Source organism: Clostridioides sp. LIBA-6622, assembly GCF_056716095.1.
This window is the reverse complement of the sequence record NZ_CP196998.1, coordinates 803,758-822,647: the sequence shown is the minus strand read 5'-3', so window position 1 is coordinate 822,647 and position 18,890 is coordinate 803,758. Positions and strand designations below refer to the sequence as shown.

The 18,890-nt window shown below is 30.4% G+C and carries 19 protein-coding genes and 1 tRNA gene; 2 read left to right on the top strand and 18 right to left on the bottom strand.

The window, feature by feature from the left end; all coding sequences use genetic code 11:
• Positions 1-7: 7 nt before the first annotated feature.
• A tRNA-Ser gene (locus ACTG47_RS04065) sits at positions 8-98 on the bottom strand.
• Between the two features lie 137 nt (positions 99-235).
• Here ACTG47_RS04065 and ACTG47_RS04060 point away from each other — a divergent pair.
• Positions 236-403, top strand: a complete 168-nt coding sequence (locus ACTG47_RS04060) for a hypothetical protein (RefSeq protein ID WP_479926214.1) — start codon at positions 236-238, stop codon at positions 401-403.
• Positions 404-791: 388 nt separating this feature from the next.
• Here ACTG47_RS04060 and ACTG47_RS04055 read toward each other — a convergent pair whose 3' ends face one another.
• Positions 792-1,304, bottom strand: coding sequence for a hypothetical protein (locus tag ACTG47_RS04055; RefSeq protein WP_479926213.1), 513 nt, complete (start codon positions 1,302-1,304; stop codon positions 792-794).
• A gap of 544 nt (positions 1,305-1,848) precedes the next feature.
• Between ACTG47_RS04055 and ACTG47_RS04050 the strand changes: the two genes are divergently transcribed.
• Positions 1,849-2,724, top strand: a complete 876-nt coding sequence (locus tag ACTG47_RS04050; RefSeq protein ID WP_479926212.1) for a DUF4300 family protein — start codon at positions 1,849-1,851, stop codon at positions 2,722-2,724.
• 170 nt (positions 2,725-2,894) lie between these two features.
• On the opposite strand, the gene hisJ is transcribed toward ACTG47_RS04050, so the two are convergent.
• The 16 genes from hisJ to ACTG47_RS03970 form a co-directional block, all read right to left on the bottom strand.
• Entirely contained in the window at positions 2,895-3,674 is a 780-nt protein-coding gene (gene hisJ, locus ACTG47_RS04045; protein WP_479926211.1) for a histidinol-phosphatase HisJ, read from the bottom strand.
• Positions 3,675-3,995: 321 nt separating this feature from the next.
• A complete protein-coding gene (locus tag ACTG47_RS04040) occupies positions 3,996-4,346 on the bottom strand; it encodes a DUF8180 domain-containing protein (RefSeq protein ID WP_479926210.1) in 351 nt (116 codons plus the stop codon).
• 15 nt (positions 4,347-4,361) lie between these two features.
• Positions 4,362-4,778, bottom strand: coding sequence for a DUF3842 family protein (locus ACTG47_RS04035; RefSeq protein WP_054269261.1), 417 nt, complete (start codon positions 4,776-4,778; stop codon positions 4,362-4,364).
• An 18-nt stretch (positions 4,779-4,796) separates the two neighbouring features.
• A complete protein-coding gene (locus tag ACTG47_RS04030; protein WP_003418375.1) occupies positions 4,797-4,988 on the bottom strand; it encodes a CooT family nickel-binding protein in 192 nt (63 codons plus the stop codon).
• Between the two features lie 152 nt (positions 4,989-5,140).
• Positions 5,141-5,956: a lipoate--protein ligase family protein gene (locus ACTG47_RS04025; protein ID WP_479926209.1), complete on the bottom strand. Its 816-nt coding sequence runs from the start codon at positions 5,954-5,956 to the stop codon at positions 5,141-5,143.
• Positions 5,957-6,002: 46 nt separating this feature from the next.
• The gene (gene lipS2 / locus ACTG47_RS04020) at positions 6,003-6,941 is read right to left on the bottom strand and encodes a LipS2 family lipoyl synthase (RefSeq protein WP_479926208.1); all 939 of its coding nucleotides are present in this window, start codon (positions 6,939-6,941) and stop codon (positions 6,003-6,005) included.
• Positions 6,938-7,810, bottom strand: a complete 873-nt coding sequence (lipS1, locus tag ACTG47_RS04015; RefSeq protein WP_479926207.1) for a LipS1 family lipoyl synthase — start codon at positions 7,808-7,810, stop codon at positions 6,938-6,940. The genes lipS2 and lipS1 overlap by 4 nt, the downstream gene beginning before the upstream one ends.
• A gap of 24 nt (positions 7,811-7,834) precedes the next feature.
• Positions 7,835-9,763, bottom strand: coding sequence for a corrinoid activation/regeneration protein AcsV (gene acsV / locus ACTG47_RS04010; RefSeq protein ID WP_479926206.1), 1,929 nt, complete (start codon positions 9,761-9,763; stop codon positions 7,835-7,837).
• 111 nt (positions 9,764-9,874) lie between these two features.
• Complete coding sequence (gene gcvH, locus ACTG47_RS04005; protein ID WP_003418363.1) at positions 9,875-10,252, bottom strand: glycine cleavage system protein GcvH; 378 nt, start codon at positions 10,250-10,252, stop codon at positions 9,875-9,877.
• An 86-nt stretch (positions 10,253-10,338) separates the two neighbouring features.
• On the bottom strand, positions 10,339-12,465 hold the full coding sequence (gene acsB, locus ACTG47_RS04000; RefSeq protein WP_479926205.1) for an acetyl-CoA decarbonylase/synthase complex subunit alpha/beta: 2,127 nt from the start codon (positions 12,463-12,465) through the stop codon (positions 10,339-10,341).
• A gap of 56 nt (positions 12,466-12,521) precedes the next feature.
• A complete protein-coding gene (gene acsE / locus ACTG47_RS03995) occupies positions 12,522-13,328 on the bottom strand; it encodes a carbon monoxide dehydrogenase/acetyl-CoA synthase methytransferase subunit (protein ID WP_021383485.1) in 807 nt (268 codons plus the stop codon).
• Between the two features lie 49 nt (positions 13,329-13,377).
• Positions 13,378-14,745, bottom strand: coding sequence for an acetyl-CoA decarbonylase/synthase complex subunit gamma (gene acsC, locus ACTG47_RS03990; protein ID WP_169469562.1), 1,368 nt, complete (start codon positions 14,743-14,745; stop codon positions 13,378-13,380).
• 30 nt (positions 14,746-14,775) lie between these two features.
• Positions 14,776-15,720 (bottom strand): acetyl-CoA decarbonylase/synthase complex subunit delta, encoded by a 945-nt coding sequence (acsD, locus tag ACTG47_RS03985; protein ID WP_169469564.1) that lies wholly within the window; start codon positions 15,718-15,720, stop codon positions 14,776-14,778.
• A 19-nt stretch (positions 15,721-15,739) separates the two neighbouring features.
• Entirely contained in the window at positions 15,740-16,510 is a 771-nt protein-coding gene (locus ACTG47_RS03980; protein ID WP_021383511.1) for a carbon monoxide dehydrogenase accessory protein CooC, read from the bottom strand.
• A gap of 55 nt (positions 16,511-16,565) precedes the next feature.
• Entirely contained in the window at positions 16,566-17,951 is a 1,386-nt protein-coding gene (gene lpdA, locus ACTG47_RS03975) for a dihydrolipoyl dehydrogenase (RefSeq protein WP_479926204.1), read from the bottom strand.
• A gap of 43 nt (positions 17,952-17,994) precedes the next feature.
• On the bottom strand, positions 17,995-18,876 hold the full coding sequence (locus tag ACTG47_RS03970; RefSeq protein ID WP_169469568.1) for a methylenetetrahydrofolate reductase: 882 nt from the start codon (positions 18,874-18,876) through the stop codon (positions 17,995-17,997).
• Between the last annotated feature and the right edge of the window lie 14 nt (positions 18,877-18,890).

Here is an 18,890-nt window from a genome sequence, read left to right as displayed (position 1 = left end):
TAATAATTGGCGGAGAAGGAGGGATTCGAACCCTCGCACCGGTTACCCAGCCTAATCCCTTAGCAGGGGATCCTCTTGAGCCACTTGAGTACTTCTCCAGATTATCTATACTAGTAAATTATATAATAAAATTATATTTTAGTCAATTATTTTGTAAAATTTAAGTTATTTAGAATTATTAAATATCTATTTTTACTTTTTTGTTTAAATGTAAGTTTCAAATAATGAATGTGTATTGTCTTCTATATTAGATAAGGAAGATGCTGATTTATTAGTTAGCAATGGTGTTTTTGGAGAAAGACTAGAAAAAATATTATCTGCTTATAATGTCACTTTAATAGCTATTAATGAAACTTTAACCGAATTTTTAGAAGAGGACAATAAAATAGAAAGATATAGATAATGTTCTGCTAGTAACTTTTCTTTTTAACGCTCTTTAATCTTTATTGATTAAATTCTATAGAATATTAGTACAAATTGAATAGACTGATTTTTTAAATTTTAATTTAACAAGTTATATTTTTTATTTAATATAAGGATAAACTCTAAATATATAAAGTTCACCCTCATATTAAATTTTATATTGATGCAACCTTTTATGTTTAATTATTTTATATTTTTAATACAATCGTTTTAGATTTGGTTATCTTATATTTTTAATACATTTGTTTTTAGATTTGGTTATTTTATATTTTAATACATTTTTTAAATTTAATTATCCTATATTTTTGATACAATGTTTTTGAATTTAATTACTTTATATTTTTATACAAGCATGTTTACATTTAATATTATTTTTCAAGCTCATCAAAGTAGTTATATACAACAACTTCACCTGTTTCTTTATCTGTTGTCTTTATAATTCCTTTTGCTCCATTTACTTCTTCTTTTGTAAATTCATCATCTAATACAACTTTAAACTTATCTTCTTTTCCATATCCTTGTTGGAATTCGTCTCTTAAAATCGAATTTTTTTCTTCTTTTGGCTTCAACTCAAATTCAATTCCAGATTTCATCTCATCAAAATAATTTAATATTACTACTTCATTATTCACTTTATTAGTCGTCTTTATAAGCCCCTTAGCTCCATTAACTTCTTCTTTTGTAAATTCATCATCTAATGTTATATTGAATTTGTCCTCGTTTCCATATTCCTCTTGAAAATCTCTTTTCATTTCATTGTATTTAGTCTCAAATTCCTTACTCTTATTTAATTCCATAGCTGATACATTTGTCAATGATGCTCCAATCATCATAATTGTTAATGCTGATACTACACTATTTTTTAATTTTTTCACTTTCATATCTTACCTCCTAAATTAAATATTCTCAATGCAATTATATAAAGAAAGTCATAAGTTTTACAGTTTCATTCTTGTAACTAAAATTACTATTATGTAACCAAACTTTTTGTTTCAACTATTCCTTAAAAGCTACTTTTTTGAGGAATAGTTGAAATCAAATAATAAGATTTTTATATTTATCAATAGCTTTAAAATCAAACTAATAAAATATCTTTTTAATAAAATGAAAAGTTTGAATATATCTCAATCCAACTTATTTACTTAAAAACTTATAATAATTAAATCTAAAATATCTACCTATTCTAGCACCAATTTATTTATTTCTGCTATACAAGATATATAAGACATATTAAGAACAATTATCTAAATATTCAAAAAACACATACCCTATCTTAGTATATATATTTACATATTAAAAAAAAGTTTTAAATAAAGTTATATTTTTTACAACAGTTTTGTAATTAAAAACATATTGAAGCTAAAATTAAATGTACTATATACTATAAATATGTCGACAAAATAAATTAAAAAAGGAGAGATAGAAGTGAAAAAAAATCTATTAATAATAATATGCTCAGTTGTCTTAGTGTTATCAAGTATGATTACTATATTTGCATATTCCAATATCAAGAATAATAAATTAGTTTATTCTAATATGATAGATAAAAAAGTTCAAAATAATGTAAAAGAAGTTTTAGAAGAAAATAAGGTTAATAAAAAAGACATAGATATATTTATTAAAGCAGTTAATAATTATAACAGACATCAAGTTAAAATACTTCAAAATAATATAAACATATCTAAATCTGGATATTCTTCAACTGGTGAAAAACAAGTTCCATACGACCTAGAAAAACTACAAGATAATTGGATGAAAAAATATACTGATTATATGGATGTAAATTGTAGAATAACAGCTTTTAGACTTTTCAAAGATTTTATAAATTCAAATAAGAAATTTACTGGAGACTCCATTGATTTAAGTATAGATTTAGATACTATAACAAACAATAAAGATGCTAAGTTTAGTCCTAAAGATGTAGATAAATTTATTAACTTTTTTTCTGCAATACCAACTAAAGATACAGATGATATAAACAAAAATGCAGAACAAATAAAAAATGAATGGAAAAAGAGAAAAATATCTTTTAAAGATAATAAAAATATGTCTATTATAAGTGGATTTATTCGCTATCCAGAAACTAAAAACGTATTTATAGGTCATACAGGTATATGTATTAAGACTAATAATGATATTCTATTTATAGAAAAGTATGGAGTTACATCTCCTTATCAAGTTACTAAATTTAAAAGTAAAAAAGATGTAAAAAATTATATGTTCAATAGATTGAAAATGACAGAGTGGGGAGAAGAATTGCTTGACCCAATAATAATGGAAAATGATAAACTTATGAAGTAATAGCTTTAAACACAAAATAATTTTTCAAATTACTAAATTGACATAAGAACATACAAATAAAATATATTAGTTTTAATTTCCATTATTATTTTAAATTAACTAAACTTGAAAAAGACTGTAGATAAATTTATTTTATACAAACTTATCTACAGTCTTTTATGTGAATATCTCTAAAAAATATTATAGTTATTTATTTCCTCTGCACAATGAGAATCTGAACCTAGCACTAGTGGAATATCATATTCTTTTACTAACTTTAATAAGTATCCATCTATATAAGGTTCTTTACAGTATTCTTTTCTATTTCCAGAAACATTGTAGTCAAGCTCGTAGCTTTTTTCTTTGACTAGCTTTATTAACTCTTCAAGAGTTTTATTTCCTTCATAATTATATGGGAATACTTGATTAAACTTTCTAACTAAATTTAAATGACCTATTCTTCTTGGCTTATATATTCCTAAATCTGAATTTATAGCTTTTATCAATGTTTCATAATATTTATTATAAACAGCTTCAATACTTCCTAGTTTATCAATCAAATTTTGAAACTCTTCCACACTATAATCCACACAATAGTAGTCATCATCAATCTTAATTATATGTACTGATAAAAGAGAATCCTCTAATTCATATCCATATTTATCTAAGTTTTGCTTTATTCCTTCTTCATAACCCTCTATAAAATCTACTTCCGACCCTACATTTATCTTGATTTTACCTTTATATTTATCCTTCAACTTCCTAACATCATTGAGATACTTAGGTAAGTCTTCAATACTCATACAACTATCATTTTCAGGAGCAGGGTCTTTAAATCCATCTGCATATGGAAAATGCTCTGTAAATGTCATTTCTGTTATGCCAACATCAATTGCTCTTTGTATGTATTTCTCAAAATCATCCTTGCTTCCATGAGGACAATAAGGTGAATGTATATGACCATCTTTCATAAATAACTCATCTCCTTTTCAAACAAAAAATTTCATATAAACATATAAATTTTTTGAACTCTAAAATAAAATCTTTTAATCATATTAATCTTTATTATATCTAATATTGAAGTAATTTTAAACAGTTTTAAGAGTATCTTAACATTAGTACTAGTTTTAAATAATAATACACAGTATATCAACACTGAGCATTAAATAATTCAATTTTATAATAAAATTTACTCATTAAAGTATATTACATAACTTCTAGAAATTTCAATAATTAAATATCAAAAAACGTAAAAATCGCCTATATCAAACAATATAAGCGATTAATCATATTTACATATGTTTTTTAGCCTCTAACAACATCTTATTAGCCTCTTCCATACACTCTATAGCTTTTTCAATATTTTTTGCTGTCTCTTCTTTTCCAATAGCTCTAGCCTTTTCAACCCACTCTCTAAATCCTTCTTCATGAGTTTCATTGTGATTTATCCAATGTACTAAAAGTATTTTTAAAGTTTTTTCATCCTTAGACTCTGATGATTCCTCATGACTATGTTCGTGGTCATTATCATGAGCATGGTCATGTGGATGTTCATGACATATATCTCCATGAGTATGTTCGTGGCAGTGGTCATGGTCATGATTACCATGATGATATCTTACAATCTCTCTATCAAAAATCATTAGTTATTCCCCCTGTTATTTTATATTAAATTCTTTCTTTATAAGACTTACAGAATCTTTTACAAGTAGTGCTAATGGTTTACCTTCTAATCCAACTAACTCTATATTTTCAGGCATAATAGGTAACAGTATCTTTAGTGCCTCACTATCTGCAATAGCTTCACTTATATTGCAAGTAACTTCTCCCATCATAGAATTAGGTATTATTACAGAAATAGGTGCAACTACTATATTCGCTTTTTTGGCTGACACTACTATAGCATTTTCCCCTGTAGCTCCTTTATTAGCATGAGCCTTCATCATAGAACTAGTTGCTATAGAATTAGTCCCTAGTGCATAAATTTCCACATATGTAGGTAATTCTTCTCTCAGAGAAGAAACTATCTGGGCTCCAATACCTCCACCCATTCCATCTATCACTGCTATTATCATATAAAATTCCCCTATTAATTAATTTTCTTGTATTATTATCTTATGGTCCATCAATCTTATTTCTTTAATTATTCCATCTATTATCTTTTGCTCTCCTAATAAATCAGTTAAATAAATCTTTCCATCACAAGGGTCTATATTAACCACATTTTCCATAACCTTTTCTAATTCATTATTACTTTTACAAATGAAAGCTGATGATTCACACATATAAATCTCCTCCTAATATGATTTTTTTATTAAAAATCAAAAAAAGATTTCCTTAGGTATTTCAATACACCAAAGAAATCTTCATGATTTCAATTTTCGTATATTATTATACCTTAAGTATAGCACTTTAATTTATATAAAGTCAATTAAAGTTAACGCTTTTTATTGTACTCTTCATTCTTATATTTTTCATATAATTCTTCAGCTAATTGCTTCTCATAATCAGTCAAATCTTCCTCTACAAACTCAACATTAAATTGGTTGGCTAATCCTTTTACTATATTTTCTTGCAGAATATCTATGTCTATTTTTTTGCCAAGTTCATTTTCTATTCCACTAGCCTTCTTAGATGTAAATTTCATAGCCCTTTCCTTAAGTTCTGGTGTTTTTGTTTTTATTAATTTGAATAATTTTTCTACATCAAAATTCAATATTATTGAACCATGTTGCAATAAAACTCCATCTTTTCTGCTTTGAGCACTTCCAATGACCTTCTTATTATTAATAGTAACTTCATATGATGCATGTGCATTAAAACATGCAGCTGATAGATTTTCCCTACTTATTCTCTCACCTCTATTTAAATTATCTGTTTCTATACCACTTAAATTCAAACCTTTAACTAGACCTTCACTTATATATCTATAAGATTGATTGATACTCTTATCTATTAAAGGATTATCTTCTCCTATAGTTATACTATAAGTTAGCTCATTATCATGTAATACCGCTCTTCCCCCTGTAATTCTTCTAGTATAATCTATATTCATACATCTACACTTATCCAAATCTATCTCATCTTCCAATTTCTGAAAATATCCTATACTTAAACAAGCTGGCTCCCATGTATAAAATCTAAGTGTCGGCTTATTATGTCCCTTCTTGTATGCAGTAAATATAGCTTCATCAATTGCCATATTCATTGCACCATCATATGATTTATTATGTATAACTCTCCACTGATTCATGATTATTACGCCCCCATCTTTAGTATAAATATATCCTAGAAATCACTTATAAATTTATTTCTCTTATCGCTAAATCTATCTCATTTTGATTTAAAGGTCTTGAATAGTTGTATATAGTACTTCCTGGTCTTTCATTATAATATGGTCTATTACAGTCCTTACATCCTCTTATTTCAAAAGGGTATCCTTTGTTTATGTCTTTTATAACATCATTATCAAGCTTGATACTATCTAAATATCCATTTTTAAATTCAAAACATTCTTTTGAATAACCTTTATTTATCATATAAGACATTAATTGTACTCTTCTATAACTTTCTATATTTGGTTGACTTACTTTTTCCATTTTAGTTCCTCTAACTGGAGTAAATGCAAATAAACTAATCGTTATATTATTTTCCTTTAAATAATTATATAAGTTATATATATCCTTATGACTTTCACCCATACCAACTATTATATGAGTACTTATTTTATTAGGATAGGATTTTGACATATCAGTTATAAATTTTAACTTTTCATTATAATTATTTCCTTTTATTTTTTCATATAATTCTTTATTTGCTGCATCTATTGCTATTCCTATTTTATCTACTCCTGCTGAAAAAAACTTATTTATTTCTTCATCACTCTCTAACTTTGCAGACAATGAAATAGGCATATCTATTTTACCATTTATATAATTTATAAAATCTAAAACAGATTTATGCGCTTCTTCACTCGCCATTGATTGAATACATATTCTCTTTATATTTTTCTTTCTATAAATTCTTAAAGCATCCAATATTTCTTCTTTAGAAAACGCTGGCCAAACTACTCTTGATAACTTATCTTTTCTAGTACTACTTTCTATTGATTGAGAACAAAAACTGCATTTATTTATACATTTTTCTCCAATCATTATATATGCTGTAGTGGGAGGTATATCGCTTTTTTTATTTAATATTCCAAGTTCTATTGCTGTCCCAGATGATAATCTAATCATAAAACGCAACACTCCTTACACTCAGTTATTGTCATATTCATTTCTATAGCCTTATTCTTAGCAGACTTTGATGGTAATACTATTTTATTGACTCCACACATTATAGATAGCTGGTCTAACTCTTTTCTATATGTTCCTCTCGGTCTCATACAACCTAGATTAATTTCAGTATCTGGCAAATTAATTCTAGCTTCACATAGGATGTCTATTACTCTTTCTAGCTCAGGAGGCTCTACATTCTCATACTCAGTTCCTTTTGTTGGAATAAGGACTATAAATGTAAGTTTATTAGGAGGATTTTTTTGTAGATATTCTATGATTTCATATTCACCCTTTATTTGTCCTCCCTTTAAACCAATACATATATGTGGTGCTACTTCTGTATTTTCTCTTATTGTATTGTAAACTTCAATATAATCTTCTTTGCTTTTTTCTATCTTGTAAACTTCTCTTATTGTTTCTTTATCAAATACTAAATCAAAAGAAACTATATCTAAATACTTACACAACTCTATAATACTATATTTATCCATAAGTCCTAAATGAGCATTCAGTCTATATCCTTGCTCTTTTAAGTCTTTAATAGTCTTAATATGGATATTTATTGGCACATCTCCTTCATAGCTACAACCACCACTTAATAGAAAACTAGTTATATTTCTTGATTTTACTTTTTCTTTATAATCCTCTATTGGCACCATATTGTTTAAGTAGTGACCATTACAATGAGCACACTTTAAACTACATTTATTACTTGTAGTACTAAGTGCTAGTGTCTGATTAGGATAAGCAAATTCTATTTTATTTCCAAAATTATTTAGTTTAACATCAAAAGCCATTTTCATTTTTTCAGATAAATTTTTATTCATAATTTATTCCTTTTCAGTTACGTTTTACTCTTCAAGTAATCTTTTTGCTGTTGGGAACTGCTCTATATTTGTATGTGGCAAAAAGCAAGCAGATATAAATTCATCCATATAACTTGGATATACACTAAGTTCAACATAAGTCATTTGATTACCTATTTCTTCAAGCTTATTTTTTGCATCTTTACTTATAAGAGCTAAGTAAGAACCAACAAGAGAACTATTTCCAATATAAGTAAATTTTTCTCTCTCAATATCAGGAAGTAATCCTATAATTATTGAATTTTCTATGTCTAAATTATTTCCTATACCTCCTGCTATATAAACTCTATCTAATACGCTAAAATCCATACCTAAGCTGTCTACAAGAGTATATGCACCTGAATATATAGCTCCCTTAGCTCTAATGAAGTTATCTATATCAACTTCATTGACTACTATATCATTTTCTAAATCAAATTCTTCTTTAAATGCTAATACATATTCTCCTATCTCATGCTCATTAAATCTAACTCTCTTATTATCTAAATCCCTGTATATCTTACCTCTTCTATCTATTACACCTTTAGTAATCATTTGGCAAATTAAATCAATTATACCAGAACCACATATCCCAACTGGAGCACATTCATCAATAATCTTTAATGTTGGCTCTAAAGTCTCTTTATCAATAGTTACTTTTTCTATTGCTCCTGCTGATGCTCTCATTCCACAGCTTATTCCTCCACCTTCAAAGGCAGGTCCTGCTGAACATGCACAACTCATCATATAATCTTGATTGCCAAATACTATCTCTCCATTAGTTCCTAAATCTATAAATAAAACATTTTCTTCACTTGACCATATACCTGCTGATAATACACCTGCTGTTATATCTCCTCCTACATAACTTGCAACAGATGGAGCTAAGTACACATATGCACTATCATTTACAAAAAGACCCACATTTTCACCCATCAGTTTTGGAGATTTTAAAAATGGAGGTATGTAAGGCTCTTGTCTTAAGAAGTCTGTATACACACCTAAGAATAAGCTTGTCATAGTTGTATTTCCAGCAGCTACTAATGTAACTACATCCTCTTTATTTATGCCATTTCTTTCGTATATTGTTTTCAATAGTGGATTTATAGTTTCTTCAACTATAGCTTTGTTAAGTGTCTCTAGTCCATTTTTCTTAGTTGAATATATAATTCTATTTATAACATCTGCTCCGTATTTTATTTGTGCATTTCCAGAAGAAGCTTTGTCTACTACTTCTTTTGAATATAAGTCAACTAGGCATACAACTACTGAAGTTGTACCAATATCTATTGCAATTCCATACAATGAATTTTCTTTGTTGCCTTCTTCTATATTTATAATCGTAAGCTTCTTTTGTTTTTGGACATATGTTATTGTAACTTTAAAATCGCTCTTTCTAAATATTGTTGGCATCTTTCTAAGTATATCAAGTCTAAAATCGATTTCATTATATCCTAGATTATTTCTAACATATCGCTCTAATCTATCTACATCACTTATATTATCATCTAAGTTTGGCTCTTCCATTTCTATGTATTTCTTTTTTATATTTGTTTTAAATTGAAGATTATGCTCTTCAATTATCTTTTTAGCTCTTTCAAATATTTCTCTATCTCCCTTTTTATTACTACCTTCTATCTTCATACCATGCATAGAAGATGATACCTTAGAAGGAACTTCAATTTCTATATCTGAGACTACTTTTGTACAACAAGCTAATATATAACCTTGTTCCCACTCATCATCTGTTATATGTCTTGTTTTTTCTGTGTCAACCTTCCCATTCAATAATTTTACCTTACATTTACCACATGATACATTTCCATTACAAGGAGCATCTATAAACACATCTGCATTTCTTGCAACCTCTAATAATATATCTCCCTCATTACAATAAACTTCTTTATTGTTTGGTGTAAAAGTTACTTTTATCATGTTATCCCTCCCAATTTGTTTTATATATTATAAAAGGAAAGTATAGCTAAATTTGCGTGCACTCAAATTTTACTATACTTTCCCCAATTATAATAATATACTAATCTTTAATTATTCTAATCCAGCCTCGTATTCTTTATCACTTAATAACGTATCAAGTTCAGCAACATCAGCTAGTTTTACTTTTAATATCCAGTTTTCGTATGGGTCTTCATTTATACATTCTGGCTCATCTTCTAATTTTTCATTAACTTCTAATACCTCACCATTAACAGGAGATATTAAGTCAGAAGCTACTTTAGAAGATTCAACTACTCCAAAATCTACTCCCTTAGTTACAGTATCTTCTACTTCTGGTGTTTCAACAAATAATATTTCTCCTAATTGATCTTGAGCATAATCTGTTATACCTATATATACAACATCTCCATCAATTACTTTCACCCACTCATGATCTTTAGAGTATTTTAATTCTGGTAATAATTTCATTTCGATAGACCCCCAATATTATATTATTGATTAAATTATTTAAATCATATTAATATTATATCACACTATTTTAAATTTTCCATCAATTACATTACACTTTCCATAGCTAATGCTGGATGACCTTTTTCTTCTAAGAAAGCTAATACGCCTTCAGAATCGTCAGCTATAGTTTCATCACAAACCATATCACAGAAGTTTTCTATTCCAGTCATTTCTTTAACTGTAGCATTTAATTTATCAGCTACATAATCTTTTAATTCTTTTGGCATCCAAACTATTCTTTCTGGTCCACCTTCTGCATAAGCAAACTTTTTAGAAGATATGAAATGTCTTCCATGTCCCATGAATCCTGGAGTTTGAACTCCTCCACCTGTCATAGAAGCAAGTTCTCCGAAAGTCATACCAACTGGAGTAACACTTGGGAACTCTCTATTAACTACAACAAATCCGTTTGCTTCTGGCATTATACCACAGATACACTCGAAGCATCCACAAGAAGTCATAGGGTCTTCTAATATAGAGTATAATGTAACAGCTTCAACTGCACCTTGAGATATTTGGTTTACAGTTTCGTTTACTGAATTCCATACACCTGTTCTATCGTCTAAGCACTCGCCTTTTTCTATTGGTTGACAAGGTCCTGTTGGGTCTAGTTCTTTAGTAGCCTTAGCATCTAACCAGCTAACTGCTCCACAAAGACCAAGTCTTTCAGGAGTAACAACACAAACGTGAGCTGGTGCAAATGATTGACATAAGTTACAAGAATAGAAAGTTTCAACACTCTCATCAACTAATGAAGCTAATCTTTCATCTCTAGCATTGTACTTAGCTATTGCTTCACCTTTTAATTCAGAAACTTTATCAGCATCTGTAATTATAGTTATTTCACACTTATCAACTACTGATTCAAATTCATCTAACATCTTAGCATATAAAACTTCTCCTATATGCTCAAGTCTAAATCCTTTATCAAATGCATCTTTAGAAATTCTTACCCAAGCCATATCTCTTTGTCCAACGTGCATTACACCTTCTATATAGTTTAAGAAGTAGTGGAAACGTCTCTCAAGAACTGGCTCGAAATCTTCTTGCATGTTTTTACCAGCTATCTTAACTATTACAGCAAGTGGTAATCTTAATACACCATCTGCTTCAACTTCATCTATATTTGGTCCTATTATTTCTATCTTATGGTCTTCAACTTCTGCTGCTTCTTTCTTAACAACAAGTTCCCAAGCTTCAGTTCTATTTCCACCAAACTCAGCGAACATGTCACTCTTTCTAATTCTTTCACCTTCAAATGCTGCTGCAAATGAAACTGGGATAGGTATTTCAGTAACTTTTATTTTTATTCCTCTAGCTTCTAATGAAGTAGCTACTATCTTATCATAATCTTTTTGAGTTAATAAGTTCATTGGAACTTCAAGAACTGTTTGGTCAGTTACAACTGGGAATCCTAAAGCTATTGCTCCAGCACCTGCAGATACAACTAATTCACTTAATGGTCCAAATGCATTAACAAATGCAGGAACTCTATTAGCTGTGTATTCTAATAATCCATTTAAATCACCAGGAGTTAATCCACCGAATATTAATGCTGCTCTTACTGCAACAGATACAACATGTATAACAGAAGTTACATCGTATCCTAGAGGTATAACTCTTAGTTCAAGACCCATTTTTACTCCAGCTTCTATAGCTTGGTCTATAACTTTACCAACTAAGAAAGTTAATAAACCTTTAGATTGGTAATCTTTTATAACTTTTGCTGCTGATTCAGCATCAGGACATTCACCAAGAACAACTGCAACACCAGGTATATCTCCTGTAACTAGTGGTACACCAAGTGATCTGATTATAGGGTCAGTTATATGACCTGCACATGGCTCACTATATGGAGCATCCATAGTTGAGTATTTTAATGCTTCAATTACTTCTGCAGCTAAAGCTGTAGCTAAACCAGCATTAAAAGCATGTTCTAATAAATGAGTTCTGTTTATTAAAGATTTTACTACTTCTAAAGCACCTTCTAAGTCCCCTAAAGTGTTCATTTTTTGTCCTGTTGCAGCATATATACAAGGTAATGAGTATGCTGTATCAGGGAAAGCAACTTTATGTTCTTTTCCGTTTTTTTCTATAGCTTCAGCTAGCATAGCTTGAGCTGCACCTAAAGCTTGTTCTGACCCTGTAAAGATTATATTATATAGATTCATTCTATTTCCCCCTTTAATATTTACACCTATTTTTTATTAACTATACCCTAAAAACCCTAGAAAGCAAATCCACCTTCATTTAACTCTAAGAAAGAGTCTGCATATAAAGATGCCCCATTGATTATGTCACAAGATTTTACAGTTTTCATTAATTCTGGGTCACATGGATTCATTATAGCTGAACTAAATCCATTAGCCATTGCCATTGCTAAGAATGCACTATCTAAAACAGGTCTAACATGTTTAGGACATCCATTAGATACGTTAGATAATCCTCCTGTAGTTAAAAGTCCCATCTCAGTCATCATTTTTATAGCTTCTAAAACTTCTACTTGTTTTTCTTGCATACCTTTTATAACTAAGCATAATGGGTCGAATAATATATCAGTTGGCTCCATTCCTAACATTAAGCCTTTTTCTAATATTTCTTGGCAATAAGCCATACGCTCATCATTATCTCTTGGGATACCTTCTTTTGCACATAAACCTATAACCATTGATTCATATTCAGCTGCTATATCTATTAAATCAAATCTTGAACCAGCATCAGCAGAGTTTATTATTGGCTTTGCATTAGTTCTATCATAAACTTTAAGCCCAGCTTCAATAGCCTTTTTATTAGCTGTATCTAGTGCTATAGGAACATTGTTAAACTCAGATTGAAGTAATTTGATTCCCCATGTCATTATTTCTTCGCCATCTCTTTCAGCAGGTCCTATGTTGAAATCTATATAATGTGCTCCTGCTTCTAATTGTTCTTTTGCTCTTTTTAATATTGGAGCTGGATCTCTTTCTGCTAATGCCTTTCTTATTGAAGGTGAGATACAGTGTATTCTTTCACCTATAATCATAAATTTTTCCATTTATAATGTCCCCCTTTAAATTTAATATTAATAGTTAGTTAATATTTTATTAGTTTGTTTGGCATGCTTTTTCTTGGTATCCTTTTAAGAACTTAGGTAATTCCATAGATTCTTCTGGTCCTATAACTACACTCCATCCTGGTAAGTTGTCTTCTATATCACCTTTAAGTACTGCAACTTTCCCTGGAATGATAAGGTCTTTACAATTAGTTACTTCTTCTACTTTACTTTCTTTAATGAAAGCAGAGATTGAGTTTCCACCAAATTTACCAGCAGCCCAAGATGTAAGAACTGAATATCCACCTGCATCTGGTATTACTAACCATACTGGAACTTTTGATCTTTCTATGTCTCCAGCAACTATGAAGTAAGTTAATGCAAAGTCAACAGTAACTAATACTGGAGAGTTTTCATCTGGGTTATTGATTGGATAAATCTTTGGTTCAACTCTCATTGGTCTTTGTGGGTCAGTGTATATATTTTGTCTTAGTGCAAATAATGGTAATGCCTTAGCATAACTGATATCATCTATTACTATTATAGAACCATATTTTATAGTAAATATTGATGATAAAGCAATTTCCATCATAGGGTTAGAATTAGATAATCTATTTGCAAATACTATTGAAGGATATCCAAATGTTCTATCTTGTTCTTTTAAAGCTATTCTTCTAACTTGTATAGCATTAGTGTAAGTATCTTTTATGTTTTCTCCTGTTACATCTAATACTAATTCTTTATATCCAGCAGCTTGAACTAATTCAACTGTTTCATATAATTCTTCTAGGCTACCAGCTTTTACACCTAATGGTAAGCTTGCTCCTTTAACTGCTTCTATCATATCTTTGTAGTTTTCTTTAGTTGCTCCATATACCATTGGTCTAGTATCTTTTAATACTTCAACAGCTTCTTTAACTACTTGTGCATCATCACAAGCTAAAATATAAGCTACTTCTAATCCACTACCTTTTATTTTATCTATTAATTTTAAATATGCGTCTTTATCTCCACAATACTCTAAAACAACCATTTCAACTTTCATTTGTTCACCAATTCTTATATAGTCAACTTTTTTCATGTTAGCTATTTTAGAATCTACTGCTTCATCACTCATACAAGTACAGAATGAAACTGCATATCTATTTCTACTTACTAATGTTTTTTCATGTCTAAATAATACTGTTTCTCCACCTAGTTCATATTCAGATGCACCAGTACCAACTTTTAAAGCTTTCATTAAAGGTGCTGTAGCTTCTGATAATTTCGCTATAGCGTCATCAGACATGTGTGGGCATTTACCTACTTCTACAGCTCCTGAAGCAACCTTCATAGAGAAAGCCATACAAGTTGGGAATCCACAATCCTTACAGTTTTTCTTTGGTGTTAATTTAAATATATCTAAAGCTTTTAATGCCATTATTTTTTCCCCCTAACCTTAACAATTTAATTAAGCTAATGCGTTAACCAATTCTTTTATAGTTTCTATTGATTTTGGATGACGAAGTATAACTGCGTTTGAACCACCTACTAAAACACTTGCTGCAGTTGAAACTTCCATTGCTATAGTTCTTTCTTCTGGACAACCCCAATCTGGCTCATCTTCTATAGGAGCTATAGCTTCTTTAACATGACCTACTTCAAAAGCTACTGGTGTTATGATAGGCATTTGTAATGTCTTATCATTTTGACCAAATGCTGCAAGTCTAATTCTATCCATAGTAGATGCAACATACTCATATCCATAACCAACTGCTGAACATCCAACATTCATAACTATATTTTCACCTTTAACGCCTAGTTGAGTTAACAGTACGTTTAATTGTTTAGCTAGGTTTATATCAACAGAAGATTCAGCTCCAACTTTGTGTGCATAAGCCATACCAGCTGATGCTCCTACTCCTTTGTAGTTATCTTCTACTGCTGACATAAATAAGCAATTATGCCCATCTAATGTTTGAGCTAATTTTTCAAACAATTTACCATCTTTTTCATGGTTTCCTGAACCTGCTACAACTAAAGGTAATTCTATTACTTCAATTACTGCTTTAGCTACATCAGCACATTCATCAACTGACTTATCTAATCCATTTGGGTCAGAACCATCAAATTTTAAACAAATAAAGTCTGCTTGTGTATTAGCTTCAACATATTTAGCCCATTCTACTGGACACTTAGCTACATCTTTGTATAACTCTTTATATGAATCAGTCCAGCTTTCAGGATAAACGTCTGATATTTGTATACCTATTTTTGGAGAATTCCCTACTTCTCCATCAAAACTATAAAAAGGTAATACATTTTCCCCACCTAATTTAATTGCCTTTTCCCCTATTCCTACTTCAACTTCTGATATTTTTCCAGAATATTTTTGAGTAGACATTTTAAATGCCATATTTTTTTCCCCCTTAAACCTATTTTAATTCTAATTTAGCAAAAATCTCTTTCATAGCCACTTTAGATTTTGAATCTTCAGGTAAATTAACTAAAGGAATACCTGTAGAGTCATATTCATATATCAATTCATCCATAGGTACAACACCGATTAACTCTAGGTTATGCTTTTCAATTTCTTCTTTAACACCATCATTCATAACCCCATTTGGAACTTTATTTACAATTAGAAGTATTCTTCCAACATTTAATTTTAGTTCCTCAGCTAAATCTCTTATTCTAGCAACAGCTTGTATGCTACGTCTTGAGCAATCACTAACCAATAAAAGTGTATCAACATGTCTAGTGACTTTTCTGCTTAGGTGTTCCATACCAGCTTCGTTGTCCATGACTAAGTATTTGTAATGACCAGATATTTTGTTTACTTGTTCTCTAAGTATTCCATTTACAAAACAGTAACATCCTTCACCTTCTGATCTACCCATTACTAATAAGTCATATCCTTCGCCTTCTTCAATTATAGAATTTAATCTAAATTGTAGATATTGTGCTTTTGTCATACCACCAGGGAATGCATTGCCTAACTTTTCTCTTTGATTTACTTCTTCTCTTATTTCTCCTATCGTTGCTTCAACTTCGATACCTAATACTTCATTTATATTAGCATTGGCATCAGCATCTACAACTAATACTGGTCCCTTATTGTCCTTAACCAAATAATCAATCAAAAGCCCTGTGAGACTTGTTTTACCAGTTCCACCTTTTCCTGCAACAGCTATATTGTATCCCATTTTAAGACTTCCCCCTTAAATCTAGCCACAGAGCCTTATGTACTCTGTTTACGTATTATAATTTAGGTACAGAATGAACACATTCACCATGTACATCATGAAGAGCTTCCATTAGTCCTTCTGATAAACTTGGATGTGGATGTATTGCATCCCCTACTTGTTCTACTGTTAATCCTAGATGAACAGCTAGTGACAACTCTGTTAATAAATCTGTAGCATGAGGTCCTACTACTGCTGCACCTATTATTTTATCTGTTTCTTTATCAGCTATAATCTTTACAAATCCTTGGAAATGTCCTATAGCTTGTGCTTTTCCAAGACCTCTAAAATCAAATTGACCTACATTGTATTCTACACCTTCAGCTTCAAGTTGCTTTTCAGTTTTACCAACACCAGCAACTTCAGGCTCTGTATAAACACATCTTGGAATTGCTCTATAATCTACTGCCTTAGTTTTACCTAAAGCATTTTCAACTGCTACGATACCTTCCTTAGATGCAACATGTGCTAGGAAAGGAGTATCTATTATGTCACCTATTGCATATATACCTTCCACATTAGTTTCAAGATGCTCATTAACTACTACTTTTCCTCTCTCCATTTCAATTCCTATATCTTCTACTCCAGAATTATCAAGGTTAGGTCTTCTACCAACACATACTAGCGCATATTGTGCTTCTATAACCTTTCCATTAGAAAGAGTTGCAACAGCTTTGCCATCAACTACTTCACAAGTTTGAACTCCAATACCTGTGATAACTTTAATTTTATCTTTCTTAAATTGTCTAAGTAGTTGTTTAGCTACATCTTTATCTTCATTTAACAGTATTTGGTCAACCATCTCAACTATAGTTACTTCTGTTCCTAAGGCTCTAAAGAACTGCCCTATCTCACATCCTATAACTCCACCACCTACTATTAACATAGATTCAGGTATCTCTTCAAGTCCAAGAACTTCATCACTAGTTATTACTATTTTTCCATCATATGGGAACATTCTTGGTACAACTGGAACAGAACCATTTGCTAGTATTATCTTGTCAGCTTTTATAGTTTCTACTGTTCCATCTTCTTTTGTTACTTCTATATTATTCTTATCAATTAATTTTCCAAACCCATTAACTAGTTTTACTCCTCTTTTTTCAAATAGGAATTCTATACCACTTATTAATTGATTTACTACTTTATTTTTTCTTTCCATTATGGCAGTGAAGTTTGGTGTAACTGTTCCATCTATTTCTATACCAAAATCTTTTGCTTCTCTTACAGTGTTTAATACTCCTGAAGAAGCAAGAAGTGCTTTAGTTGGTATACATCCTGCATTTAAGCAAGTTCCTCCAACTCTTCTTTTCTCAATAACTGTTACCTCTGCACCAAGCATAGAAGCTTTTATAGCTGCTACATATCCACCTGGTCCACCACCTACTACTACTATCTTCATCCTTAATTCCCCCAAACCTTATATAATCTATAATATTACAATACTATAAACCTGCGGCATCTAGTATAGCAGGTATATTCTCTTCTGCCCCAATTGCCATTATATGAACACCATCACATAAATCTTCTTCTTTTAATTGTTTGATAAGTTCTCCTGCCATTTTTATTCCTTCGCTTGCCCAGTTTTCTTTCCCAACTGCTCTTAATCTTTCGATTTGTTCATCTGGAACAAATATTCCTGGTACATTTGCAGTCATAAATTTGGCCATTCCTGGTGATTTCAAAGGTACTATCCCTGCTAATACCTTGCAATCCATATCCCTTGTTAATTCTCTAAACTTTCTCATTGTATTTATGTCATAAAGTGCTTGAGTTTGGAAAAATTTAGCTCCTGCTTTTATTTTCTTTTGCATTTTTAATAATTGAACTTCTATTGGAGAATATTCTGGAGTTACTGATGCCCCTAGATAAAAATCTGGAGAACCTTTTAATTTATTACCAGCCATGTCCGTACCTGCCATTAAAGTCTCAGCAGTTTGAAGTATCCCAACAGAGTCTAAATCAAAGACTCCCTTAGCTTGTGGATGGTCTCCTACGCTAGTATGGTCTCCTGTCAGTGCCAACAGATTGTTTATCCCAAATACGCCTGCTGACAGCATTTCTCCTTGTATAGCTATCCTATTTCTATCTCTCCCTGTTATTTGAATAACTGGCTCTAATCCAGCATCTTTTAGTAATTTACATGTAGCAAGAGAAGTTGCTCTCATAACTGCTGATTGAAAGTCTGTTACATTTGCTGCATGAACCCTCCCAACTAATGGCTTTGCACATTCTATTAAATGTGAAAGGTCAGTCCCTTTTGGAGGAGCCATTTCAGTAGTAACTGCAAATTTTCCACTTTCTAATGTTTCTCTTAATAAGCTCATCTCTAATCCCCCTT

Excerpts from the sequence above, each read along its gene's own strand:
- ACTG47_RS04055 (WP_479926213.1), bottom strand. The coding sequence starts at position 1,304 with ATGAAAGTGAAAAAATTAAAAAATAGTGTAGTATCAGCATTAACAATT.
- hisJ (WP_479926211.1), bottom strand. The coding sequence starts at position 3,674 with ATGAAAGATGGTCATATACATTCACCTTATTGTCCTCATGGAAGCAAG.
- ACTG47_RS04040 (WP_479926210.1), bottom strand. The coding sequence starts at position 4,346 with ATGATTTTTGATAGAGAGATTGTAAGATATCATCATGGTAATCATGAC.
- ACTG47_RS04035 (WP_054269261.1), bottom strand. The coding sequence starts at position 4,778 with ATGATAATAGCAGTGATAGATGGAATGGGTGGAGGTATTGGAGCCCAG.
- ACTG47_RS04030 (WP_003418375.1), bottom strand. The coding sequence starts at position 4,988 with ATGTGTGAATCATCAGCTTTCATTTGTAAAAGTAATAATGAATTAGAA.
- ACTG47_RS04025 (WP_479926209.1), bottom strand. The coding sequence starts at position 5,956 with ATGAATCAGTGGAGAGTTATACATAATAAATCATATGATGGTGCAATG.
- lipS2 (WP_479926208.1), bottom strand. The coding sequence starts at position 6,941 with ATGATTAGATTATCATCTGGGACAGCAATAGAACTTGGAATATTAAAT.
- lipS1 (WP_479926207.1), bottom strand. The coding sequence starts at position 7,810 with ATGAATAAAAATTTATCTGAAAAAATGAAAATGGCTTTTGATGTTAAA.
- acsV (WP_479926206.1), bottom strand. The coding sequence starts at position 9,763 with ATGATAAAAGTAACTTTTACACCAAACAATAAAGAAGTTTATTGTAAT.
- gcvH (WP_003418363.1), bottom strand. The coding sequence starts at position 10,252 with ATGAAATTATTACCAGAATTAAAATACTCTAAAGATCATGAGTGGGTG.
- acsB (WP_479926205.1), bottom strand. The coding sequence starts at position 12,465 with ATGAATCTATATAATATAATCTTTACAGGGTCAGAACAAGCTTTAGGT.
- acsE (WP_021383485.1), bottom strand. The coding sequence starts at position 13,328 with ATGGAAAAATTTATGATTATAGGTGAAAGAATACACTGTATCTCACCT.
- acsC (WP_169469562.1), bottom strand. The coding sequence starts at position 14,745 with ATGGCATTAAAAGCTTTAGATATATTTAAATTAACACCAAAGAAAAAC.
- acsD (WP_169469564.1), bottom strand. The coding sequence starts at position 15,720 with ATGGCATTTAAAATGTCTACTCAAAAATATTCTGGAAAAATATCAGAA.
- ACTG47_RS03980 (WP_021383511.1), bottom strand. The coding sequence starts at position 16,510 with ATGGGATACAATATAGCTGTTGCAGGAAAAGGTGGAACTGGTAAAACA.
- lpdA (WP_479926204.1), bottom strand. The coding sequence starts at position 17,951 with ATGAAGATAGTAGTAGTAGGTGGTGGACCAGGTGGATATGTAGCAGCT.
- ACTG47_RS03970 (WP_169469568.1), bottom strand. The coding sequence starts at position 18,876 with ATGAGCTTATTAAGAGAAACATTAGAAAGTGGAAAATTTGCAGTTACT.